We start from the raw sequence: 21298 nt of genomic DNA, 5'->3' as shown, positions 1-21298 counted from the left end.
CGCCGCCCGCAGCCACTGCCGCGAGCCGGGCCGGGCGTCGCGTGCTACCAGCGGGCCGGCGGAGGCGCGGTGAGATGGTCCGCGAGCCGCGACAGCCGGTCGCGGAGCGAGCGGCCGCGGCCGCGCGGGCGCGCCACCACGTTCTCCCCGGCGGCGGCGCTCACCAGATGCTGCACCGTGTCCAGATCCAGCTCACGTTCGCCCGGCACCGCCAGCCCCTCGTGCGCCAGTCCGTGCAACTCGGCATCGCCCGAGGACAGCGCCAGCACCGTCGCCCCGGCCCGCCGCGCGTCGTGCACCCGCTCCAGCAACGGATCCCCCGGCGCGCCGGGGGCCACCACCAACAGCGTCTCCCCGCGCCGCGCCGCCTCGATCCGGCCGAGACCCACCGCCAGGTGCGGCGGATCCGAGGCCCGCGCGCCGTGCCGGACGAGCGTCGGCGCGAGCTCCGGCGTCCCCGACCAGGCGGCCTCGTCCACCAGGTGCGCGGCCAGGTGCCACGGCTCGTACTCCTCGGTGCCCACGAGCAGCAGCCCGCCGCCGTGCGGCACCACGGACGACCGCAGCGCGGTCGCGAACCGACGCGTCGCCCCCAACCACTCGGTCCCGGCGAGCACTTCGCGCAACAGCGCCACGCGTACCGCGTCCATGCCCCCGCATCCTGCCGCAACCAACCACTCGTCAGGCGGCGTTCACCGCAAATTCGCCCAATTCAGCGCGTACGAGACGATCAGCTCCGCCCGCCTCCCCGTGATCGTGGTCACCTGACCGCGCCCGTCCGCGTGGCGGGCCGCACACGTAAAGTCGGCCCATGACCTCTAGCGACAGTGCACAGACGCCCGCCGCAGCCCCCGCCAAGGCTCCGGCCAAGGACCCCTGGGACCTCCCCGATGTGTCCGGGCTCGTCGTCGGCGTGCTCGGCGGCACCGGACCGCAGGGCAAGGGCCTCGCCTACCGGCTCGCCCGCGCCGGACAGAAGGTGATCATCGGCTCCCGCGCCGCCGAGCGCGCACAGTCCGCCGCCGAGGAACTCGGCCACGGCGTCGAGGGGGCCGACAACGCCGAGACCGCGCGGCGCAGCGACATCGTGATCGTCGCCGTGCCCTGGGACGGCCACGGCAAGACCCTCGAATCGCTGCGCGAGGAACTGGCGGGCAAGCTCGTCGTCGACTGCGTCAACCCGCTCGGCTTCGACAAGAAGGGCGCCTACGCGATCAAGCCCGAGGAGGGCAGCGCCGCCGAACAGGCCGCCGCGCTGCTCCCGGACTCCCGGGTGACCGCCGCCTTCCACCATCTCTCCGCCGTGCTGCTCCAGGACGCCGCGATCGAGGAGATCGACACGGACGTGATGGTCCTCGGCGAGGAGCGGGCCGACGTGGAGATCGTCCAGGCGCTGGCCGGCCGCATCCCCGGGATGCGCGGCATCTTCTCCGGGCGGCTGCGCAACGCGCACCAGGTCGAGGCCCTCGTCGCCAACCTGATCTCCGTGAACCGCCGCTACAAGGCACACGCCGGGCTGCGTCTGACCGACGTGTAGGGCGCGTGCGGGCGGGCGCAGGGGCATGGGGGACACTGGATGCCGTAGTGCCCCGTCAACATGACCGTCCTCAGGAGCCGACCCCCATGCCCCCCGTGCCCCCACGCGACCCGGCCCGGCGACTCGCCCTCTACGCCCTCGTCGTCTGCGTCCTCGCCGTCGCGGCGGCCGTGATCTCCTTCGTCCGGGGCAGCTGGCTCGGCATCGTCTGGGTACTGCTGGCGGGGCTCTCCTCCAACATGGCGTGGTACTACCTGCGCCGCGCCAAGGCAGGCCGGACCCCCACCGGCTGAGGCCCGCGGCCGGTCACTGCGCCGGGATCTCCGGGTTGCCCTGCCAGAACCGGTAGAGCTGCTGGCCCCAATAGGTGTCCCAGTCGCTCACGCCCAGCGCGCGCAGCACCGCGTCCACCGCGTCGAAGAAGACGCCGTTGACCTCCGGGAGCCACAGCAGGGCGAACACGGCGAGCAGACCGAACGGGGCGAACGGCTCCACCTGACGGCGGATGTTGTACGACAGCCAGGGCTCGATCACGCCGTAGCCGTCCAGACCCGGAACCGGCAGGAAGTTCAGGATCGCGGCCGTCACCTGCAGCAGCGCCAGGAACGCCAGCGCGTAACGGAACGTGTCCGGCACCCCGTCCAGCGCGTCCAGCCAGAACGGGGCCGTGCACACCACCGCGAACAGCACGTTCGTCAGCGGACCCGCGGCCGAGATCAGACTGTGCTTCCAGCGCCCCTGGATACGCCCCCGCTCGATGAAGACCGCACCGCCCGGCAGACCGATCCCGCCCAGGATCACGAAGAGGACCGGAAGGACGATGCTGAGCAGGGCGTGGGTGTACTTCAGCGGGTTCAGCGTGAGGTAGCCCTTCGCGCCGACCGTGATGTCACCGCTGTGCAGTGCCGTACGCGCGTGCGCGTACTCGTGCAGACACAGGGAGACGATCCAGGCGGCCGTCACGAACAGGAAGACCGCCACCCCGGGCTGCTCGGCGAACCCGGTCCAGGTGGCCCATCCGGTGACGGCCATGACGGCCACGATCCCGACGAATACGGGGCTGATCCTCCGGTCACTGTGCCGGGAGGTGGCGGTGGTCATGGGGCTCCCTGGTGTGGGCTGATGTGTGCGGAGTCGACCGTACCGGTGGTCTGGGGAGAACGTCCCGCGGGTGGGGTCAGGTTCCTGGTAGTCGTTACGCTGTCATCGAGTCGACTGAGGAGGTGCCCATGACGATCGCCGAGGGTTGGGTCGAGTTGGTCCAGGACCAGCTCCAGGTCCCCAGGAGCGCGCGCCTCCGGCTGACGAAGAACGGGCTGACTTTGGTACCGGTCACTCATGCGCACACCACCACGGCTCGGCGCATTGCCAACCAGATCGAGGACCGGCTGCCCGGCTGGGCTCCGGTGGGCGCATTCGCGGTGGTACCGCCCAGGGAGGGCTACAAACCCGAGCCCGATGCCTAGGCGCTCCCGCTGGACCAGATCCGTTCGGAGGAGAGCGAGGTCGACGAAGCGCTCCTGCCTTTCGTCGTCGAGGTCGTCTCGCCGGAGAGCAGGCACCGCGACTACAACACCGAGTCGGACCACTACGCCCTGCGCCGCATCCCCGCCTATCTCATCGTCGATGTGCTTTCCGCCCGCTGGACGCTGCTGACCCGCCCCGTGGACGGCGCATACCAGCACGAGGAATCCGGCGTCTTCGGCGACGAAATCCAGATCCCCGTGGCCGACCAGATCCTCGTCCTGGACTCCTCGCAGTTCATGCGGTCCTGAACCCGGAGGCGGAGCCCACCCCCCGCCCGGGACAATGGCACCGTGCGCTACCGCATCCTCGGCACCACCCAGGCCTTCCGTTCCGACGGCACCCATCTCCCGGTCGGCGGGGCGCGGTTGCGTGCCCTGCTGACCGTGCTCGCACTGCGCCCCGGGCGCGGTGTGCCGGTGAGTGCCCTCGTCGACGAGGTCTGGGACGGCGACGCGCCCGCCGACGCGAACGGGGCGCTGCAGGCGCTGGTGGGCCGGTTACGGAGGGCGCTGGGAGCCGAGGCCGTCGCCTCCGTCGAGGGCGGCTACCGGCTGTGCGCGGCGCCCGACGACATCGACCTGCACCGCTTCGAGCGGCTCGCGGGCGAGGGCACGCGGGCGCTCACCGACGCCGACCCGGCCAAGGCCGCGGCCGTCCTGGACGACGCCCTGGCCCTGTGGCGCGGCCCGGCCCTCGCCGACCTGCCCGACCGCACCGCGGAGGCCGCCCGCTGCGAGGCACTCCGCCTGGACGTCCGGCGGGCCCGCGCGACGGCGGCCCTGGAACTCGGCGAGGCGGAACGGATCCTGCCCGAGCTCACCGCCCTGTGCGACGCCCATCCCCTGGACGAGCCCTTCCAGGCGCTGCGTCTGCGGGCACTGCGCGCGGCGGGCCGTACGGCCGAGGCACTGGCCGCCTACGAGTCCGTACGCAGGCTGATCGCCGACGGCCTGGGCTCGGACCCCGGCCCCGAACTGCGGGCGCTGCACGAGGAGTTGCTGCACCCGACCGAGAAGCGCGCACCGGTGCCCCCGTCTGCCGCCGACACCGGCACCCCGGGCGCAGGCCCCGCCCCGGGCAATCTACGGGCCCGGCTCACCTCCTTCGTCGGCCGGGAGGCCGACATCGAGGCCATCCGCGGGGACCTCGCCACAGCCCGCCTCGTGACCCTGCTCGGACCCGGCGGGGCCGGCAAGACGCGGCTGTCGCAAGAGGCCGCCGAGGCCGTCGCCGCCACCGCCCCCGACGGCGTCTGGCTCGCCGAACTCGCGCCGCTCGACGACCCGGAGGCCGTACCCGAGGCCGTCCTCACGGCGGTCGGCGCCCGCGAGACCGTCCTGCGCGGCGCCGGCGCCGAGGAACTGCGGGCCGCCTCCGATCGGCACGACGACCCCCTCGTAAGGCTCGTCGAGCACTGCGCCAAGCGCCGCATGCTGCTCATCCTCGACAACTGCGAGCACGTGCTGGACGCCGCGGCCCGGCTCGCCGAGGAACTGCTGACACGTTGCCCGGAGCTGACCGTGCTCGCCACCAGCCGTGAACCCCTCGGCGTACCCGGCGAGTTGCTGCGGCCGGTGGAACCGCTGCCCGAGCCGATGGCCCTGCGGCTGCTCGCCGAGCGCGGGGCCGCGGCGATGCCGGGGTTCCGGATCGACGCCGACGAGGAGACCGCCGCGGCGGCCGCGGAGATCTGCCGCCGTCTCGACGGCCTCCCGCTCGCCATCGAACTCGCCGCCGCCCGCCTGCGGATGCTCACCCCGCGCGGGCTCGCCGACCGCCTCGACGACCGCTTCCGGCTGCTGACCTCCGGCAGCCGCACCCTGCTCGCCCGCCAGCAGACACTGCGTGCCGTCGTGGACTGGTCCTGGGACCTGCTCGACGAGGACGAACGCGACGTACTGCGCCGGCTTTCCGTCTTCGCGGGCGGCTGCGACCTCGCCGCCGCGGAGGCCGTCTGCGGTCCGGCCGCGCTGGAGGCGATCGGCTCACTCGTCGACAAGTCCCTGGTGGTGGCCGCCCCGTCGCCGGACGGGGAAATGCGCTACCGGCTGCTGGAGACCGTCGCCGAGTACGCGGGGGAACGGCTCGACGAGGCGGGAACCCGGCCCGAGACGGCGCGCGCCCACCTCACGTACTACCGCGAACTGGTCCGCACCACCGACCTGTTGCTGCGCGGCCCGGGCCAGCGCGCCGGGGTCGCCCGGCTGGAGCTGGAGTGGGAGAACGTACGCGCCGCACTGCAGCACGCCGTCGCCGTCCGCGACGAGCAGGAGGCGCTCTGCCTGGTGCTTGCCCTGTCCTGGTACTGGCAGATGCGCGATCTGCGCAGCACGGCCGGCCACTGGTCCCGGGAGGTCATGGCCCTCGGTCCCAACCCCTTCGCCCCGCCCGTGCGCCCCGCCGAACCCCTCATGGAGCGCTGCACCGACGAGCCTCCGCCGATGCGCCCCGAGGTCCTGGAAGAGGCCCGGCGCGGGGTGCACCTCATCAACCTCGCCTGCATGGACCTGGAACCGGAGAGCTGGCAGACCCCCGAGGCCCGGGCGAAGCTGCGCACCATCACCGAGGTCTACCGGCCGGGCCTCCCGCAGACCTGCCGCAGTCCCGGCTACCTCTGGTTCTACGCCCTGGTCCTCGCCGGTGACGTGGAACGGCTCCACGAGGCGGGGAGCGCGGCGATCCGGACCTGCCGCGAACTGGGCTACGAGTGGGAGCTCGGCGTAGCCCTGCAGATGCGCGCCAACCTGCTGGCCAACAGTGCCGACACGGTCGGCGACGCGGCCCGGGACGCCGTCGAGGCGATGGAGATCTTCACCCGGCTCGGCGACGGCTGGGGTTTCGTGGAGGCGCTGTCCGCGCGCGGCGAGGCCCGTGAACGCCAGGGCGACTACCTGCTCGCCGCCGCCGACTTCGAGGCGGCGCGGGAGCACGCCGAACGGCTCGGCGCCCACGCCCAGGCGTCCGTGCTCCGTACCCGGCTCGGCGGCGTTCTCATCGAGGCGGGCCAGGGCGAGCGGGGCGAGCGGCTGCTGCGCGAGGCGCTCGAGGAGCGCGGCACCACCCGAAACGAGGCGATGCCGGCCGCCCGGCTCTTCCTCGCCATGTGGTGCGGCCGCACGGGACGGACCGCGGAGAGCCGGCAGCATCTGCGCGTGCTGAGGGAGGAGTTCAGCGCGGTCACCTTCGTGGTCTTCGACGGTCTCGTCCTCGGTCTGGAGGCCTGGCTGCACACGGTCGACGGCGAGCACGAGCAGGCCCTGGACAAGGCACGGCGGGGGCTGGAGCGGGCCCGGGATCCGATGTCCGTCGCGGTCGTCCCGCAGATGAGATCGACGCATCTGATCACCGGGGCCCTCGCCCTGTTGGGGCTCGGCGGCGAGGAACGGGCCCGGGACGCGGCCCGGCTGCTCGGTGCCGCCGCGAGCCGGCTGCCGGCCCGGCACGTGCCCGCCGGGCTGGAGCGGGAGGCGGTCGAGCGGGCCGAGTCCGCCGCCCGGACCGTCCTCGGCGACGCGGCGTACGAGGCCGCGTACGCCAAGGGCGGCGGGCTCTGTCTGGAGGAGGCCGCCGCCCTGCTGTGACGCGTACCGACCGAGCGGCCCTGCGGGTCAGCTCTTGGTACGGAACTTGTGGATCGCCACCGGAGCCATGACGGCGGTGATGACGACCGACCAGATCAGCGTCACCAGCGCGTCATGGGCGATCGGGCCGCCGTTCATGAGGCCGCGGGCGGCGTCCGCGAGCGACGACAGCGGGTTGTAGTCGGTGAACGCCTGGAGCCAGCCCGGCATCGAGTCGGTCGGCGCGAAGATGGACGAGCCGAACTGCAGGGGAAACAGCACGAGGAACCCCATTCCCTGGATGGCCTGGGCGTTCTTCATCATCACGCCCATGGTCAGGAAGATCCACATGACCGCGGAACCGAAGACGCCCGCGAGTCCGACGGCCGCCAGCAGACCCGGCACGTTCTCCACGGACAGGCCGAGGACGAAACCGACCGTGAGCAGGACCGCCATGGCGACGAGCATCCGGCCGAGCTCGACCGTGATCTTGGCGATGAGGACCGAGGACCGGGCGATCGGCATGGACCGGAAACGGTCCATCACACCGGTCTGGAAGTCCTGGTTGAAGCCGGTGCCGACGCCCATGGCGAGGTTCATGCCCATCATCGCCATCAGACCGGGCACCACGTAGTTGACGTACTCGTCCTGGTTGCCCTTGCCCGCGATCGCGCCGCCGAAGACGAACACGAACAGCAGGCAGAAGACGATCGGCATCAGCACCGCGTCGAACATGGACTCCGGGTCCTGCCGGATCCACAGCAGGTTGCGGCGGACCAGGGCGCGGATGTGCTGCAGGTGGGAGCGCAGGCCGATCCGGGGGTCGGCGGGCGCCGGGGCGGGGGCCGCGAGGGTGGTGCTCATACGGCGACCTCCATACGGGCGGGCGTGGTGTCCTGGGAGTCGGTGGTCTTGTGGCCGGTGAGGGAGAGGAACACCTCGTCCAGGCTGGGCAGTTCGGTGTTGATGGCGGCGACGGTGATGCCGCGGGCGGTGACCGCGCCGACCACCGCGGTCAGTTGCTCGTCGCTGAGGATCGGTACGAGGACGGTGCCGGACTGACTGTCCACGGTCGCGCTGCCCGGGCCGGTCAGCCCGAAGTCGTCCAGTGCGGTGGCGGTCGGGCGCAGCTGAAGCGGATCGGCCGGGCGGATGCGCAGGGTGCGTCCGCCGACCTTCGCCTTCAGCTCCTCGATGGCGCCGCCCGCGACGACCTTGCCGCGGTCGACGACCGTGAGCTCGCCGGCCAGCTGCTCGGCCTCCTCCATGTACTGGGTGGTGAGCAGCACCGTGGCGCCGTCGCCGACCATGCGCCTGATCTCCTGCCACACCTCGTTGCGGGTGCGCGGGTCCAGGCCGGTGGTCGGCTCGTCCAGGTACAGCACGGCGGGGCTGCCGATCATCGACGCCGCGAGGTCCAGCCGGCGGCGCATACCGCCGGAGTAGGTGTTCACCGGGCGTCGCGCGGCCTCGGTGAGGGAGAACCGCTCCAGGAGCGCTTCGGAGCGGGAGCGGGCCTCCTTGCGCGTCAGGTCCAGCAGCCGGCCGATCATGTAGAGGTTCTCGTGGCCGGAGAGCTTCTCGTCGACGGAGGCGTACTGGCCGGTGAGGCCTATCACCCGGCGCAGCTGCCGGGGCTGGCGCACCACGTCGTAGCCGGCCACGAACGCCTCGCCGGCGTCGGGCCTGATCAGGGTGGAAAGACAGCGCACGAGGGTGGTCTTGCCGGCGCCGTTGGGGCCGAGGACACCGTGGACGGTGCCCTCGCGTACCTCCAGGTCCACGCCGTCCAGCGCCCGGGTCTCGCCGTAGTGCTTGACCAGCCCCCGTACCGTGACCGCCGCTCGGGGGCGGCCGGGGTTCTCGTCGATTCGTGTCATGGCCCCGAAGGTGCCAGGGGCGACCGACAAACCACCGACAGCTCGCCTACAGCCGCCTACGGCCGCCCACAACTGACCGACACCACCGACCGACACCACCCGACAGGCCCCCGAGAGCGGCGCCTGCACAGGCGCGCAACAGCGGCGCTGCACAGGCGCACGAAAGCCGCGCCGGCTCAGCGCACAAAAGCGGCGCCGGCTCAGCGCACAAAAGCGGCGCCGACTCAGGCGTACAAGGGGACGGCCCCGCTGACGGGGGAAGATCAGCGGGGCCGTCCTGTTGCCGCGGTGGTCTCGGGGACCGTCCTAGTGGACGGAGTGTTCCTCCGACGGGAACGTCCCGCCGACAACGTCCTCGGCGAACGCCTTCGCGGCGCCCGCCATGACCTCGCGCAGGTTGGCGTACTGCTTGACGAAGCGGGGCACCCGTCCGCCGGTGAGGCCGAGCATGTCGGTCCAGACGAGGACTTGGGCGTCCGTCTCGGGTCCCGCGCCGATCCCGACCGTCGGGATGTGCAGGACACGCGTCACCTCGGCGGCCAGCTCAGCGGGGACCAGTTCGAGGACGACGGCGAAGGCGCCCGCGTCCTGCACGGCCTTGGCGTCGCGCAGCAGCTGCTGGGCGGCCTCCTCGCCGCGGCCCTGGACGCGGTAGCCCATGGCGTTGACGGACTGCGGGGTGAGCCCGACGTGGGCCATCACGGGGATGCCGGACTCGACCAGCAGCTCGATCTGGCGGTGCGAGCGTTCGCCGCCCTCCAGCTTCACGGCCCCGACCCCGGCCTCCTTCACCAGCCGGGTCGCCGAGCGCAGCGCCTGCACCGGCCCCTCCTGGTATGAGCCGAAGGGCAGGTCGCCGACGATGAGGGCGCGCGAGGTGCCCCGTACGACGGCCGCCGACAGCATGGTCATCTCGTCCAGGGTGACGGGTACGGTCGTGTCGTACCCGAGGTGGCAGTTGCCCGCCGAGTCGCCGACGAGCATCACCGGGATGCCGGCCTCGTCGAAGACGGACGCGGTCATCGCGTCGTAGGCGGTGAGCATCGGCCATTTCTCGCCGCGCTCCTTGGCGGCGGCGAGGTCGCGCACGGTGATACGGCGGGTGCCCTTGCCGCCGTACAGCGACTTGCTGCTGTCGGGGCTGCGGGCAGCCGAAAGCTGCGTCATTGCAACGGCTCCTTCAGTCATCTCGAGGCGCCCTTACGGCGTCCCCGGACCGCTTCCATGGTGGCACCTCGTGCCACCCACGGCTAGTCCGTCCTCCGGCCATGCCGGTTCCGAGGCGAAGCTCACTTCTCAGTGGGGACGGGGCGGCCCTCTGTAAGTTCTGGGTAAAGAACTTTCGATACGAGACGGTCCCGTATCGAATTTCGCTAGGCTGTTTGTATGACAACTCCTGTCGATTCCGTCTCCCGAATACCGGAATCCGTCCATCGGCGCCGCTGGGCGATCCTGGGCGTGCTGATGCTCAGCCTGCTGATCGTGGTACTGGACAACTCGATCCTGAACGTCGCCATCAAGACCATCTCCACTCCGGCCCCCACCGGCCTCGGTGCCACCCAGAGCGAGCTGGAGTGGGCGATCAACGCCTACACCCTCGTCTTCGCCGGGCTGCTGTTCACCGCGGGGCTGCTCGGCGACCGGCTCGGGCGGAAGAAGGTACTGCTCGGCGGGCTCGTCGTGTTCGGTATCGGTTCGGCGCTCGCCGCGGAGTCGGGTTCGCCCTTCGAGCTCATCGCCTTCCGTGCGCTGATGGGCCTCGGGGCCGCCTTCGTGATGCCCGCCACCCTCGCCGTCCTGATGAACGTCTTCGAGCGCGAGGAACAGCCGAAGGCCATCGGTATCTGGGCCGGCGGTGTCGGCCTCGCCATCGCCATCGGCCCGATCACCGGCGGTGTGCTCCTCGACCACTTCTGGTGGGGCTCGGTCTTCCTCATCAACGTGCCGATCGTGATCCTCGCGCTGGGCCTGATGATCTGGCTGGTTCCCGACTCTTGCGATCCGAACCCCGGCAGGGTCGACCCGGTCGGCGTGCTGCTGTCCGTCATCGGCCTGGTCCTGCTCGTCTACGGCATCATCAAGGGCGGCCAGCTCGCCGACTTCACCGACGGCACCGTCCTCGCCACCATCGCCGCCGGACTTGCCGTCCTCGCCGGCTTCGTCGTGTACGAGAAGCGCAGCGACCATCCGTCCATCGACGTCACCTACTTCAAGAACAAGGTCTTCTCGGCGGCGATCGCCGTCATCGCACTCGTGTTCTTCGCGCTGATGGGTGTGACCTTCTTCTCGGTCTTCTACACCCAGAGCGTGCGCGGCTACACGCCGCTGCAGACCGGGCTGCTGATGCTGCCGCTGGCCGTCGCCCAGCTCGTCTTCGCGCCGCGCGCCCGGCTGGTCGTCGACCGGTTCGGCAACAAGGCCACCACCACCGGCGGCATGCTGATCATCGCCGCCACGCTCGCCGCGTTCGCCACCCTGGAGGACGACACCCCGATCTGGATCCTGGAGGTCATCTTCTTCCTGATGGGCGCCGGCATGGCGCACATCATGACCCCGACCAGCGTCGTCATCATGCAGGCGCTGCCCCGCGAGAAGGCGGGCTCCGCCTCCGCGCTCAGCAACACCTTCCGTCAGGTCGGCGGCGCCCTCGGCATCGCCGTGCTCGGCTCGGTGCTCTCCACGGCCTACCGCTCCGGCATCGAGGACAAGCTCACCCTGCTGCCGCCCGGCACCCGGCACACGGCGGGCGAGTCCATCGAGGCCACGCTCGGCGTCGCGGCGCAGCTGGGCAGCCGCGGCGAGGCGCTGGTCGCTCCCGCCCACGACGCCTTCCTGCACGCCATGCACGTCACCGCGCTGGGCGGCGCGGCGGTGGCGGTGCTCGGCGCGGTCGTGGTGGCCGTGTTCCTGCCGGGGAAGCCGGCGGCCCCTCAGAAGGGCGACGGCGAGAGCGACTTGGTTGCGGCCGAGTCGGGAGCCGAATCCTAGTGCCCCGACAGGCAACGTTCGCCCGTCGCGACGCCCGGCACGCTCCCCCAAGCTCTTCGAGCAGGGGGGGACCCCCACTCGCCGCACCGGCCGAAAGCCCAAGTACGTCCAGTACGAGGACTTCCGGCCGGCACTCCCCAAGCTCTTCGAGCAGGGGGTACCCCCAGAGCACTTGCCTGCCGGGGCGCTAGGCCAGGTGTCCGCCGCCCGCCGCCCGAGGGAGAATCGCCGCAGAGCGATGAAGGGACTTGAGTGAAGTGAGCCTCGCCGAGAGCCGAGCCAGGCAAGAGGGCCCCGCACGGGGCCGACCCCGGAGCGAGGCGGTGGAGCGCGCCATCATCGAGGGCGTACTCGAACTGCTCGAGGACGGGGTCCCGCTCGCGGAGGTCTCCATCGAACGGGTCGCCCGGACCGCGGGCGTCGGCAAGGCCACCATCTACCGCCGCTGGAGCGGCAAGGAGGAACTCTTCTGCGACGTCCTGCGGGCCGTCGAACCCCCGGACCCGGAACTGCCCGGCACCTCCCTGCGCGACGACCTGCTCGCCCTGCTGGAGTCGCTGCGCCGGCGCGGGCTCGCCAACCGGTCCTCGGCGCTCCTGCACAACGTCCAGGCGCAGATGAAGAGCCAGCCCAGGCTGTGGGCCGCGTACCACGCCACGGTGGTGGAGCCGCGGCGCCGCAGGACCTGCGAGGTCCTGCGCCGTGGTGTCGCGGACGGGGAGATCCGCGACGACATCGACATCGAGCTGGTCTACGACCTCTTCATGGGCCCGATGCTGCTGCGCACCGTCCTGCGCCCGGACGCCGGACTCGACGAAGGCCTGTCCGAACAAATCGTCGACGCTGTGCTGGAGGGGCTGCGGCCGACCCTTTAGTGAGCGTTTTGTCACAGCGGACGATCTCGGCCACTCGACCGGAAATCGAATCGCCGGGTTCTTCGTCATCGTCCGAGTACGGCCGTCGAGGACGGCGGAGAACGGCACCGATCATCCCCTAGGGTCTTGTGTGGGGTGTCCTGGAAGCCCCGGGCGGTGCCCGTGGCGCCGGCGACTTGAGAACATCCCTACGGGCTGACGGTGTGCAAGGCAGGCAGTGAGGCGACGGTATGGCGCAACAGGCGTATGTGGCGGAGGCGGACAGCGCGGGCTCGGATGAGCACCGGAGGTCCTTGCTCCGGCGCCTGGGCGACGGGCTGGGACGGCAGTGGGACGGCTGGCGGTCCGACCGCCGGATCTGGCGGCGCGGTCTGGTGATCGCCGCGTTCGCGCTGCTGCTCGCCCTGGTTTTCGTGATCCATGCGCAGATCCCGAACAGCGTGGGCAACCTCGGCAGCCTCACCGAGACGTTCCTGCCCTGGCTCGGCGTCCTCATCCCGGTGCTGCTGCTCCTCGCGCTGCTGCGCAAGTCGGCGACGGCACTGATCGCGGTGGTGGTGCCGACGGTCGTGTGGGTCAGTACGTTCGGCGGGCTGATCACCGACAAGGCGGGCTCCGGCGGCGACCTCACCGTCGCCACGCACAACGTCAACGCGGACAACGCGGACCCCTCCGGCACGGCCCGTGACGTCGCCGCGTCCGGCGCGGACGTCCTCGCCCTGGAGGAACTGACGGAGCCGGCGGTCCCGGTCTACGAGAAGGCCCTCAAGGGCACGTACAAGTACCACTCCGTCCAGGGCACCGTGGGGCTGTGGAGCAAGTACCCGCTGAGGGCGTCGAAGCCGGTCGACATCAAGCTCGGCTGGACGCGCGCGATGCGGGCGACGATCACCACGCCGGAGGGCGACGTGGCGGTGTACGTCGCCCATCTGCCCTCCGTGCGCGTCAAGCTCGAGGCCGGGTTCACCGCCCGTCAGCGGGACAAGAGCGCCGACGCGCTGGGCGAGGCGATCGCCCACGAGCGACTGCGGAAGGTCGTCCTGCTCGGTGACCTGAACGGCACGATGAACGACCGCGCGCTCAACGGCGTGACCTCACAGATGCGTTCGACGCAGGGCGCGGCGGGCGACGGATTCGGGTTCAGCTGGCCTGCGTCGTTCCCGATGGCGCGGATCGACCAGATCATGGTCCGGGACGTCGAGCCGAAGTCCTCCTGGACCCTGCCGCGCACCGGCAGCGACCACCTGCCGATAGCGGCTCGCGTCACGATGTGACGCAGCCCATGTGACAGAGGATGTGACGCAGAACATGTGACGCAGAACATGTGACGCAGAGCATCCCCCAGCACCCCTCACCTCACGGAATACCGGGCACCCCAGCGTTTGTTCCGCAGTTGAACATATGCTGCTCGATCGTGCGGTCACAGCTGCCCGCACACCACGCTCGTCCCCGTGAAAGGTTCTCCATGCCCCTGGCCCTGCTCGCCCTGGCCGTAGGTGCCTTCGGCATCGGCACGACCGAGTTCGTCATGATGGGCCTGCTGCCCAACGTCGCGAACGACCTGCACATATCCATCCCCACCGCCGGTCATCTGGTCTCGGCGTACGCGCTCGGCGTCGTCATCGGCGCACCGCTGCTCGCGGCGCTCACCGCGAAACTGCCGCGCCGCCGGGTCCTGATGGGCCTGATGACCCTCTTCGTCGCGGGCAACGCGCTCTCCGCCGCGGCCTCTTCGTACGACTGGCTCCTGGCGGCCCGCTTCCTCTCCGGCCTGCCGCACGGCGCGTTCTTCGGCGTCGGCGCGGTCGTCGCCACCGGACTCGTTGCGCCCGAGCGCAAGGCACGCTCCGTCTCACTGATGTTCCTGGGCCTGACGGTCGCGAACGTCGCGGGTGTTCCGGTCGCCACGCTGGTGGGCCAGCACTTCGGCTGGCGGGCCACCTTCCTCGGCGTGAGCGCCATCGGCGTCGCCGCCGTCGCCGCCCTGGCTCTCCTCCTCCCGCACGACCACGCGCACGCGGCACCCGCCGGGGTCCGCCGCGAACTCGCCGCGCTCGGCTCGCTCCCCGTCTGGCTGGCGCTCGGCACCACGGTCGCCGGCTTCGGCGCCCTGTTCTCCGCGTACAGCTACATCACGCCGATGCTGACGGACACGGCCGGCTACGCCGCTTCCGAAGTCACCGTGCTGCTCGCCCTGTTCGGGGTCGGCGCGACCGCGGGCAACCTGCTGGGCGGACGCCTGGCCGACCACCACATGCGCGGCACGCTCTTCGCGGGGCTGACGTCGCTGGCGCTGGTCCTGGCGCTCTTCCCGGTGCTGATGCGGACACCGGGGACCGCGGCGCTCGCCGTGGTCCTGCTGGGCCTCACCGCCTTCGCCACGGGCTCCCCGCTCCAGCTCATGGTCATGGAAAAGGCGTCCTCGGCCCCGTCCCTGGCCTCCTCGGCCAACCAGGCGGCCTTCAACCTGGCAAACGCCGGCGGCGCCTGGACCGGCGGCCTCGCCCTGGCGGCGGGCCTCGGCACCACGGCGCCGGCCCTGGCGGGCGCCGCCCTCGCGGTGCTGGGCCTGACGGTGGCGGCCGCGGCCTACGCGACGGACCGCCGCCGCGCCTTCGCGCCCAGCCGTCTGGTGGCCTCGCACATCCCGCAACAGGCGGAAAAGGTGCACCACTGAGCGGCCCCGGCACACCGGTGCCGGGCCGCGGCCCCGATCGGCGCCGCCGGCTGCGACGGGGCGCCGCCGGTTTCGATCTGTGAGGTCGGCGTCAACGGGTGACGTCGGCGTCAAGCGGGTGACGTGGACGTCGGCTTCGACCGGTGGTGCGTCGGCCTCGACGGCTGCTGCCGCCGGCCCCGACCGGTGGTGCCACCCTTGACCCTGACACCGTGTCAGGCGGTCGACTCGGAGACACCATGTTCACCATCGGAGACTTCGCCCGGCACGGCCGCGTGTCGGTCCGGATGCTGCGCCACTACGACGCGACCGGACTGCTGCGCCCCGCCCATGTCGACCCCGCCACCGGCTACCGGTACTACACCGCCGGACAACTGGCCCGTCTCAACCGTGTCATCGCGCTGAAGGACCTGGGCTTCACCCTCCAGCAGGTGCGGGACATCGTGGACGGCCGGATCAGCACGGAGGAACTGCGCGGCATGCTGCGGCTGCGGCGGGCCGAACTGGAGGGCGCCATGGCCATCGCGGCGGCGCGACTGGTCCAGGTCGAGGCGAGGCTCCGAGCGATCGAGAGCGAGGGACACATGCCCACCGACGACGTGGTCGTCAAAAGCGTTCCGGCGGTCCGCGTGGCGGAACTCACGGCGACCGCCGCCAGTTTCGAGCCGGAGGAGATCGGACCCGTCATCGGGCCCCTCTACGACGAGCTGTTCCGGCGCCTGGCCGCGGAGGGGGTCACGCCCACAGGGCCGGGAATCGCCTACTACGAGGACACCCCGGAGGGCGGCGGCCGGATCAGCGTCCACGCGGCGGTTCAGGTGTCCGCCCCGCTGCGGGACGACGCCTTCAGGGTCCTCGACCTGCCGCCCCTCGACCGGGCGGCGACCATCGTGCACCGCGGCTCGATGGAGTCCGTGGTCCCCACGGCCCAGACCCTGGCCCACTGGATCGACGGAAACGGGTACCGGTCGACCGGCTACCCCCGGGAGATCAACCTGGAGTGCCCGGAGAACCGCGACGACTGGGTGACGGAACTGCAGGCGCCGGTCACCCCGGTCTGACACGTCACGGCCGGGCTTCCGGGGACCGTGCGGTCCCCGGAAGCCCGGACCCGGTTCAGCCGGGATGCGTCACGGTCGCCCGCCTCAGACCGTCTCCCGCCAACGGTTGGTGATCGGCAGCCTGCGGTCCTTCCCGAAGCCCTTCGGGGAGATCTTCGTCCCCGGCGGGTACTGGCGCCGCTTGTACTCCGCCGTGTCCACCAACCGCAGCGTCTTCGTCACCAGGTCGTGGTCGAAGCCGGCCGCGACGATCGCGTCCGCCCCCTGGTCCTGGTCCACGTACAGCTCCAGGATCGCGTCCAGCACGGGGTAGTCCGGCAGCGAGTCCGTGTCCACCTGCCCGGGCCGCAGCTCCGCGCTCGGCGGCTTCGTGATCGAGTTCTCCGGGATCGGCGGGGTCTGGCCCCGCTCGGCGGCGGCCCGGTTACGCCACTCGGCCAGCCGGAAGATCGACGTCTTGTACACGTCCTTGATGGGCCCGTACGCGCCGACCGAGTCGCCGTACAGCGTCGAATACCCCACCGCCAGCTCGGACTTGTTGCCCGGCGCCAGGACGATGTGCCCCTCCTGGTTGGAGATCGCCATCAGCAGCGTCCCGCGCAACCGCGACTGGAGGTTCTCCTCCGCCAGCCCCGTCGACTCGGTCGCCGACATATAGGCGTCGAACATCGGCGCGATCGGCACCGTCCGGAAGTTCAGCCCCGTCCGCCGCGCCAGCTCCGCCGCGTCGTCCTTGGAGTGCTCGGACGAGTACTTCGACGGCATCGACACGCCGTACACGTTCTGCGCCCCCAGCGCATCGCACGCGATCGCCGCCACCAGTGCGGAATCGATTCCCCCGGAGAGTCCGATCAGCACCGACCGGAACCCGTTCTTCGCGACGTAGGCCCGCAGCCCGACGACCAGCGCCGAGTACACCTCCTCGTCGTCGTCGAGCCGCTCCGCGTATCCCCCCGTGAGCTCGGCCTCGTAGGCGGGGAGCGGCTCCTGGGACAGCACCAGGTGATCGATCCGCAGCCCGTCGTCGACCACCCCGGACGGCGGCTCGGCGGCCGCGGCCGGCAGGTCGAGGTCGAGCACCACGCACCCCTCCGCGAACTGCGGCGCCCGCGCGACGACCTCCCCGTCGCGGTCGACCACGATGGAGTCCCCGTCGAAGACCAGTTCGTCCTGCCCGCCGATCATCGCCAGGTACGCGGTGGTGCACCCGGCCTCCTGCGCCCGCTTGCGCACGAGTTCCAGCCGGGTGTCGTCCTTCTCCCGCTCGTAGGGGGAGGCGTTGATGGAGACCAGCAGCCCCGCCCCCGCGGTGCGCGCGGCCGGCACCCGCCCGCCCTCCTGCCAGAGGTCCTCGCAGATGGCGAGGGCGACGTCGACGCCGTGCACACGCACGATCGGCAGGGTGCCACCGGGCACGAAGTAGCGGAACTCGTCGAAGACTCCGTAGTTCGGCAGGTGGTGCTTGGCGAAGGTGAGCGCCACCTCCCCGCGGTGCAGCACCGCGCCCGCGTTGCGCGGCGCGCCGGCCGGCTGGCCGAACCTGGGCTGGGCGGTCTCGGAGCGGTCGAGATAGCCGACGATCACCGGCAGCTCACCGAAGCCCTCCTCGGCGAGCCGCGCCGCCAGGGTGCGCAGGGCGGCCCGGGAGGCCTCCACGAAGGACGAACGCAGGGCCAGGTCCTCGACGGGATACCCGGTCAGCGCCATCTCGGGGAACGCCACGAGGTGCGCTCCCTGCTCGGCGGAGTGCCGGGTCCAGTGGAGGATCGCCTCGGCGTTCCCGGCGAGATCGCCGACGGTCGAGTCGATCTGATTCAGGGCGAGGCGTAGTTGAGGCACGCGCCCAGTGTAATCGTCAGAGCGACGCAATGGGGTGGGCAGCCCACGTCCCGGCGCCCCGGCCGGCGGCTCACTACCGTTTGACGAGGGGGCCCACGGCACCGACGCGAAGGAGACTCCCGTGACCCGGGCACGGTTCGTACGAGTCGGAGACGTCCCCCTCCATGTCGTGGTCGACGGCAGCGGACCGCCCTGTGTGCTCAGCCCCGGCCTGGGGATGTGCTGGTTCGACTGGGACCCCGTCGTGCGGCTGCTCGCGCCGCACCGCACGGTCATCCGCTTCGACCGGCCCGGACTCGGGCTGAGCGGACCCGCGCGAGGGTGGCCCACGCTGCTGGACGAGGTGGGGAGGATCGCGGGCGTGCTGGCGGCGACGGGCGCGGACGGGCCGGTGACCCTGGTAGGGCACTCCCTGGCCGGTTTCCACTGCGAGGCCTTCGCCCGCCTGCACCCGGGACGCACGGCGGCGCTGCTCCTGCTCGACTCCAGCGTCGAGGACGCACCCCGCCCCCGCCGGGCACGGTCGGCCCGCAACGCCGTCACGCGCGCAGGTGGCACGCTGCTCTGCGCCGCCGGTGTGCCCCGGGCTCTGGGGCCACGGCTGCGGCGGGCCGCCGTCCGCGCGGAACGGCACGGGGGCGCGGACCCGGCACCGTACGACCTGGTCCGCAGGGCCTACTCCACCAGCCGCTCACTGCACGCGATCCTCGCGGAGAACGCCGGCTACCGCGACCAGGCCGTGGACCTGGCCACCCTGCGCTGGTACTTCCCGCTCCCACGGGTCCCGGTCACCGTGCTCGCGGCGGGTTCCGAGCGTCGACTCAGGCACCAGCGCGCCCTGGCGAACCGGCTGGGCGCCACCTTCAGCGTCGCCGACCCCGCCGGCCGCATGGTGATGCTGGACCGCCCACGGGAGGTCGCGGACGCGGTGCTCGCCACGACGTGAGGGGGCAGCGCCCCTTCAGCGGTGCGGGGAACGGCGCGCTCGGCCGCGGCCGGTCCGCGGGTGGCGGTCGGCGGCACGTCACCGACGGTCGGCAAGCCGCGCATCGGCGTGAGTCCCGGGAGCCGGTGGACAACTGGCTCCGGCCAGGCAACCAAGCAAGCACCTTCGTACTCCTACAAACTGACCCCTCATCGAGAGGAGTGCGAAGGTGTCGGACGAGACGCATCAGCCCCCGGTCCCGCCGTCGTCCCAACGGACGGGCGGACCGACGCGTCGGCGATTCATGGTCTATTCGCTGGCGGCGTCCACTCTCACCGTGGCGGCCCCCGGCGCCTGCGACTCGTCGCAGGCGACGGGTGCCGAGCCCGTGGCCGAGGGCGTGCGCAGACCGTCTGACGTCCTGGTGACCGGCGCGGACGAGGAGATGCTGGTCCTGGAGGTCACGGCCGCCAACAAAGTGGTCGTACGGCTGCCCCGCGTCGAGGTCGGCCAAGGCATCACGACCGCGGTCGCCATGATGATCGCGGAGGAGCTGGACGCCGCTCTCGCCGATGTCGACATCCCGCTCGCCGACGCCCGCACCAAGGGAAACCAGTACACGGGCGGTTCGAGCTCCGTCAGCTCGCTGTACGGCCCGGCCCGCGCACTGGCCGCCACCGCACGCGCCAAGTTGGTGACGGCGGCGGCGAAGCGGTGGCGCCTCCCCGCCAGGACACTGCGCACCCGGGACACGATGGTCATCGCCCCCGACGGGCGTAAGGCCACCTTCGGGTCACTGACCGCGAGCGCCGCCCGGATCAGCAGGCCGGCCGTGCCGAGCAAACCCAAGCCCGCGTCCCGGCACCGGGTGATCGGGCGGCCGACGCCCCGGATCGACGCGCGGGACATCGTCACGGGCAAGGCCCGGTACGCCGGAGACCTGTCGGCGGCCGGGGCCAAGCCGACCGTGGTGGCCCGGCCGCCGACGATCGGCGGGAAGGCCGTCTCGGTCGACGCGGCGGCGGCCCGCGCCATGCCGGGCGTCCTCGCCGTCCTCAAGATCGCCGGTGGTGTCGCCGTTGTGGCGGAGTCCTTCCATCACGCCTTCAAGGCCAGGGACGCACTGAGGATCACCTGGGCCCCCGGCCCGCTCGCCTCGCTCTCGGACGCCGCCATCCGGGCCCGGCTGCGGGCCGCCGTCCCCCGGTTCGAGGCCCCGCCGCGTCGCTCGTCGCTCCTGGAGGCCGAGTTCGCGTTCGCCTTCGTCAGCCATGCCCCGATGGAGGTGCTGACTGCGGTGGCGGACGTGCGCGCCAACCGTGCCGAGATGTGGTTCTCCTCCCAGACACCCATGGACGCGCGGGACAGCATCGCCGCGGCGATCGGGCTGCCGGCGTCGTCGGTCCGCGTCCACGTCCTGCGGGGCGGGGGCTCGTTCGGACGGCGGCTGAACTACGACGCGGCGATCGAGGCGGCACTGATCTCCAAAGCGGCGCGGCGCCCCGTGAAACTGATGTGGAGCCGTGCCGACGACATACGGCACGGCAGGATGCGCCCGGCCAGCCACCACAGGATCCGCGCCGCCGTCGCGCGGGGCAGGGTGGTGGCTTTCGAGCATGCGACGGCCTCGGTGAACGAGTCCTACGACGACGGGGGGCCATCCGCTCAGGGCGGTGTGACCGCCGCCGTCGCCCGCGCGGGGCGCGCTCCGGCGGCAGGTCCCGTGCCCAGCGACTCCGGCCTGTACAACTTCGGGCGCGTCTCGGGGGATTCGGGCGGCGTCTCGCTGGCGATGAACCTCGGCGCCTGGCGGTCGGTCGACTCCGGGACGACGCGGACCGCGGAGGAGATCGTCGTCGACGAGATCGCGAGGAGCCTGGGCAAGGACCCGGTGGCGTTCCGGCGCACCACGCTCAGGAACAAGGCCGTCAGGGCCGTACTCGACAAGGCCGCGGCCGCCGGGCACTGGGGCCGCGCTTTGCCGGCGGGCCGCGCCCAGGGCATCGCGGTCCACGAGGAGTACGGCTCCTGCGTGGCCTGCCTGGCCGAGATCGACGCCACCGACCCCGAGAACCCGCGGGTGACCAAGGTGGTGATGGCGGCCGACGTCGGAACGGCCGTCAACCCGCGTGGCCTCGAGGCCCAGCTCATGGGCACCGCGATCGACGGGATCTCCACCGTGCTGCAGGCAGGCCTGCACATCGACCGTGGTGCCGTCCGCGAGGACAGCTTCGCCGACTTCCGCTACGCCCGCCAGCGGCACGCCCCACTGCACTTCGAGGCGCACATCCTGCCCTCCCGGCGGGAACCCGGCGGGGCCGGCGAACTCGGCGTCCCCGCCGCGGCGGGTGCCGTCGCCAACGCCTACGCGCGGGCGACCGGCACCCGGCCGCGCCGCTTCCCGATCAATTTCTGACCGAACCTCTGGA

General features: G+C 71.8%; 18 protein-coding genes. 12 read left to right on the top strand and 6 right to left on the bottom strand.

What is annotated here, in order from left to right:
- Window positions 1-44: 44 nt before the first annotated feature.
- Window positions 45-650 carry a hypothetical protein gene (locus tag EF387_RS41020; RefSeq protein ID WP_128381700.1) on the bottom strand — a complete coding sequence of 202 codons (606 nt, stop codon included), beginning with the start codon at window positions 648-650 and terminating at the stop codon, window positions 45-47.
- Between the two features lie 161 nt (window positions 651-811).
- Here EF387_RS41020 and npdG point away from each other — a divergent pair, with 161 nt between their 5' ends.
- Together npdG and EF387_RS41010 are read left to right on the top strand one after the other, a co-directional pair.
- Window positions 812-1537 (top strand): NADPH-dependent F420 reductase, encoded by a 726-nt coding sequence (gene npdG, locus EF387_RS41015; RefSeq protein ID WP_128381699.1) that lies wholly within the window; start codon window positions 812-814, stop codon window positions 1535-1537.
- Window positions 1538-1623: 86 nt separating this feature from the next.
- Window positions 1624-1830 carry a hypothetical protein gene (locus EF387_RS41010; RefSeq protein WP_128381698.1) on the top strand — a complete coding sequence of 69 codons (207 nt, stop codon included), beginning with the start codon at window positions 1624-1626 and terminating at the stop codon, window positions 1828-1830.
- A gap of 13 nt (window positions 1831-1843) precedes the next feature.
- Here EF387_RS41010 and EF387_RS41005 read toward each other — a convergent pair whose 3' ends face one another.
- Window positions 1844-2638, bottom strand: coding sequence for a site-2 protease family protein (locus tag EF387_RS41005; RefSeq protein ID WP_128381697.1), 795 nt, complete (start codon window positions 2636-2638; stop codon window positions 1844-1846).
- Between the two features lie 128 nt (window positions 2639-2766).
- On the opposite strand from EF387_RS41005, the gene EF387_RS41000 reads away from it, so the two are divergent.
- Genes EF387_RS41000 through EF387_RS40990 form a run of 3 tightly spaced genes read left to right on the top strand, consistent with a single transcriptional unit; the run spans window position 2767 to window position 6645 of the window.
- Window positions 2767-3003: a hypothetical protein gene (locus EF387_RS41000; protein ID WP_128381696.1), complete on the top strand. Its 237-nt coding sequence runs from the start codon at window positions 2767-2769 to the stop codon at window positions 3001-3003.
- Window positions 3004-3012: 9 nt separating this feature from the next.
- Window positions 3013-3312, top strand: a complete 300-nt coding sequence (locus tag EF387_RS40995) for a Uma2 family endonuclease (protein WP_128381695.1) — start codon at window positions 3013-3015, stop codon at window positions 3310-3312.
- A gap of 42 nt (window positions 3313-3354) precedes the next feature.
- The gene (locus tag EF387_RS40990; RefSeq protein ID WP_128381694.1) at window positions 3355-6645 is read left to right on the top strand and encodes an AfsR/SARP family transcriptional regulator; all 3291 of its coding nucleotides are present in this window, start codon (window positions 3355-3357) and stop codon (window positions 6643-6645) included.
- Between the two features lie 27 nt (window positions 6646-6672).
- Here the strand turns inward: EF387_RS40990 and EF387_RS40985 are convergent, their stop codons facing one another.
- The 3 genes from EF387_RS40985 to panB all read right to left on the bottom strand — a co-directional run bounded on the left by EF387_RS40985 (window position 6673) and on the right by panB (window position 9671).
- Entirely contained in the window at window positions 6673-7488 is an 816-nt protein-coding gene (locus EF387_RS40985; protein ID WP_128381693.1) for an ABC transporter permease, read from the bottom strand.
- Window positions 7485-8504: an ATP-binding cassette domain-containing protein gene (locus EF387_RS40980; RefSeq protein ID WP_128381692.1), complete on the bottom strand. Its 1020-nt coding sequence runs from the start codon at window positions 8502-8504 to the stop codon at window positions 7485-7487. The genes EF387_RS40985 and EF387_RS40980 overlap by 4 nt, the downstream gene beginning before the upstream one ends.
- Before the next feature lie 306 nt (window positions 8505-8810).
- Window positions 8811-9671 carry a 3-methyl-2-oxobutanoate hydroxymethyltransferase gene (gene panB, locus EF387_RS40975; protein ID WP_128381691.1) on the bottom strand — a complete coding sequence of 287 codons (861 nt, stop codon included), beginning with the start codon at window positions 9669-9671 and terminating at the stop codon, window positions 8811-8813.
- A gap of 219 nt (window positions 9672-9890) precedes the next feature.
- Between panB and EF387_RS40970 the strand changes: the two genes are divergently transcribed.
- From EF387_RS40970 to EF387_RS40950, 5 genes are all read left to right on the top strand, one after another.
- Window positions 9891-11492, top strand: coding sequence for an MFS transporter (locus EF387_RS40970; protein ID WP_128381690.1), 1602 nt, complete (start codon window positions 9891-9893; stop codon window positions 11490-11492).
- A 257-nt stretch (window positions 11493-11749) separates the two neighbouring features.
- On the top strand, window positions 11750-12367 hold the full coding sequence (locus EF387_RS40965) for a TetR/AcrR family transcriptional regulator (protein WP_128381706.1): 618 nt from the start codon (window positions 11750-11752) through the stop codon (window positions 12365-12367).
- 230 nt (window positions 12368-12597) lie between these two features.
- Window positions 12598-13641 (top strand): endonuclease/exonuclease/phosphatase family protein, encoded by a 1044-nt coding sequence (locus EF387_RS40960; protein WP_128381689.1) that lies wholly within the window; start codon window positions 12598-12600, stop codon window positions 13639-13641.
- A gap of 191 nt (window positions 13642-13832) precedes the next feature.
- Window positions 13833-15044, top strand: coding sequence for an MFS transporter (locus EF387_RS40955; protein ID WP_128381688.1), 1212 nt, complete (start codon window positions 13833-13835; stop codon window positions 15042-15044).
- 239 nt (window positions 15045-15283) lie between these two features.
- Window positions 15284-16105, top strand: a complete 822-nt coding sequence (locus tag EF387_RS40950; RefSeq protein WP_128381687.1) for a MerR family transcriptional regulator — start codon at window positions 15284-15286, stop codon at window positions 16103-16105.
- Between the two features lie 84 nt (window positions 16106-16189).
- On the opposite strand, the gene EF387_RS40945 is transcribed toward EF387_RS40950, so the two are convergent.
- Window positions 16190-17944, bottom strand: a complete 1755-nt coding sequence (locus tag EF387_RS40945; RefSeq protein WP_128381686.1) for an NAD+ synthase — start codon at window positions 17942-17944, stop codon at window positions 16190-16192.
- A 121-nt stretch (window positions 17945-18065) separates the two neighbouring features.
- Between EF387_RS40945 and EF387_RS40940 the strand changes: the two genes are divergently transcribed.
- Both EF387_RS40940 and EF387_RS40935 read left to right on the top strand, forming a co-directional pair.
- The gene (locus tag EF387_RS40940; protein ID WP_128381685.1) at window positions 18066-18890 is read left to right on the top strand and encodes an alpha/beta fold hydrolase; all 825 of its coding nucleotides are present in this window, start codon (window positions 18066-18068) and stop codon (window positions 18888-18890) included.
- Window positions 18891-19173: 283 nt separating this feature from the next.
- Window positions 19174-21285, top strand: coding sequence for a xanthine dehydrogenase family protein molybdopterin-binding subunit (locus EF387_RS40935; protein WP_128381705.1), 2112 nt, complete (start codon window positions 19174-19176; stop codon window positions 21283-21285).
- Window positions 21286-21298: the final 13 nt, after the last annotated feature.

The organism is Streptomyces cavernae, from assembly GCF_004023625.1.
Lineage (GTDB): Bacteria > Actinomycetota > Actinomycetes > Streptomycetales > Streptomycetaceae > Streptomyces > Streptomyces cavernae.
This window is presented reverse-complemented; position numbering and strand designations above follow the sequence as displayed.

Bases quoted from the DNA above. Each gene is read 5' to 3' on its own strand.
- EF387_RS41020 (WP_128381700.1), bottom strand. From the start codon at position 650: ATGGACGCGGTACGCGTGGCGCTGTTGCGCGAAGTGCTCGCCGGGACC.
- npdG (WP_128381699.1), top strand. From the start codon at position 812: ATGACCTCTAGCGACAGTGCACAGACGCCCGCCGCAGCCCCCGCCAAG.
- EF387_RS41010 (WP_128381698.1), top strand. From the start codon at position 1,624: ATGCCCCCCGTGCCCCCACGCGACCCGGCCCGGCGACTCGCCCTCTAC.
- EF387_RS41005 (WP_128381697.1), bottom strand. From the start codon at position 2,638: ATGACCACCGCCACCTCCCGGCACAGTGACCGGAGGATCAGCCCCGTA.
- EF387_RS41000 (WP_128381696.1), top strand. From the start codon at position 2,767: ATGACGATCGCCGAGGGTTGGGTCGAGTTGGTCCAGGACCAGCTCCAG.
- EF387_RS40985 (WP_128381693.1), bottom strand. From the start codon at position 7,488: ATGAGCACCACCCTCGCGGCCCCCGCCCCGGCGCCCGCCGACCCCCGG.
- EF387_RS40980 (WP_128381692.1), bottom strand. From the start codon at position 8,504: ATGACACGAATCGACGAGAACCCCGGCCGCCCCCGAGCGGCGGTCACG.
- panB (WP_128381691.1), bottom strand. From the start codon at position 9,671: ATGACGCAGCTTTCGGCTGCCCGCAGCCCCGACAGCAGCAAGTCGCTG.
- EF387_RS40970 (WP_128381690.1), top strand. From the start codon at position 9,891: ATGACAACTCCTGTCGATTCCGTCTCCCGAATACCGGAATCCGTCCAT.
- EF387_RS40960 (WP_128381689.1), top strand. From the start codon at position 12,598: ATGGCGCAACAGGCGTATGTGGCGGAGGCGGACAGCGCGGGCTCGGAT.
- EF387_RS40955 (WP_128381688.1), top strand. From the start codon at position 13,833: ATGCCCCTGGCCCTGCTCGCCCTGGCCGTAGGTGCCTTCGGCATCGGC.
- EF387_RS40950 (WP_128381687.1), top strand. From the start codon at position 15,284: ATGTTCACCATCGGAGACTTCGCCCGGCACGGCCGCGTGTCGGTCCGG.
- EF387_RS40935 (WP_128381705.1), top strand. From the start codon at position 19,174: ATGGTCTATTCGCTGGCGGCGTCCACTCTCACCGTGGCGGCCCCCGGC.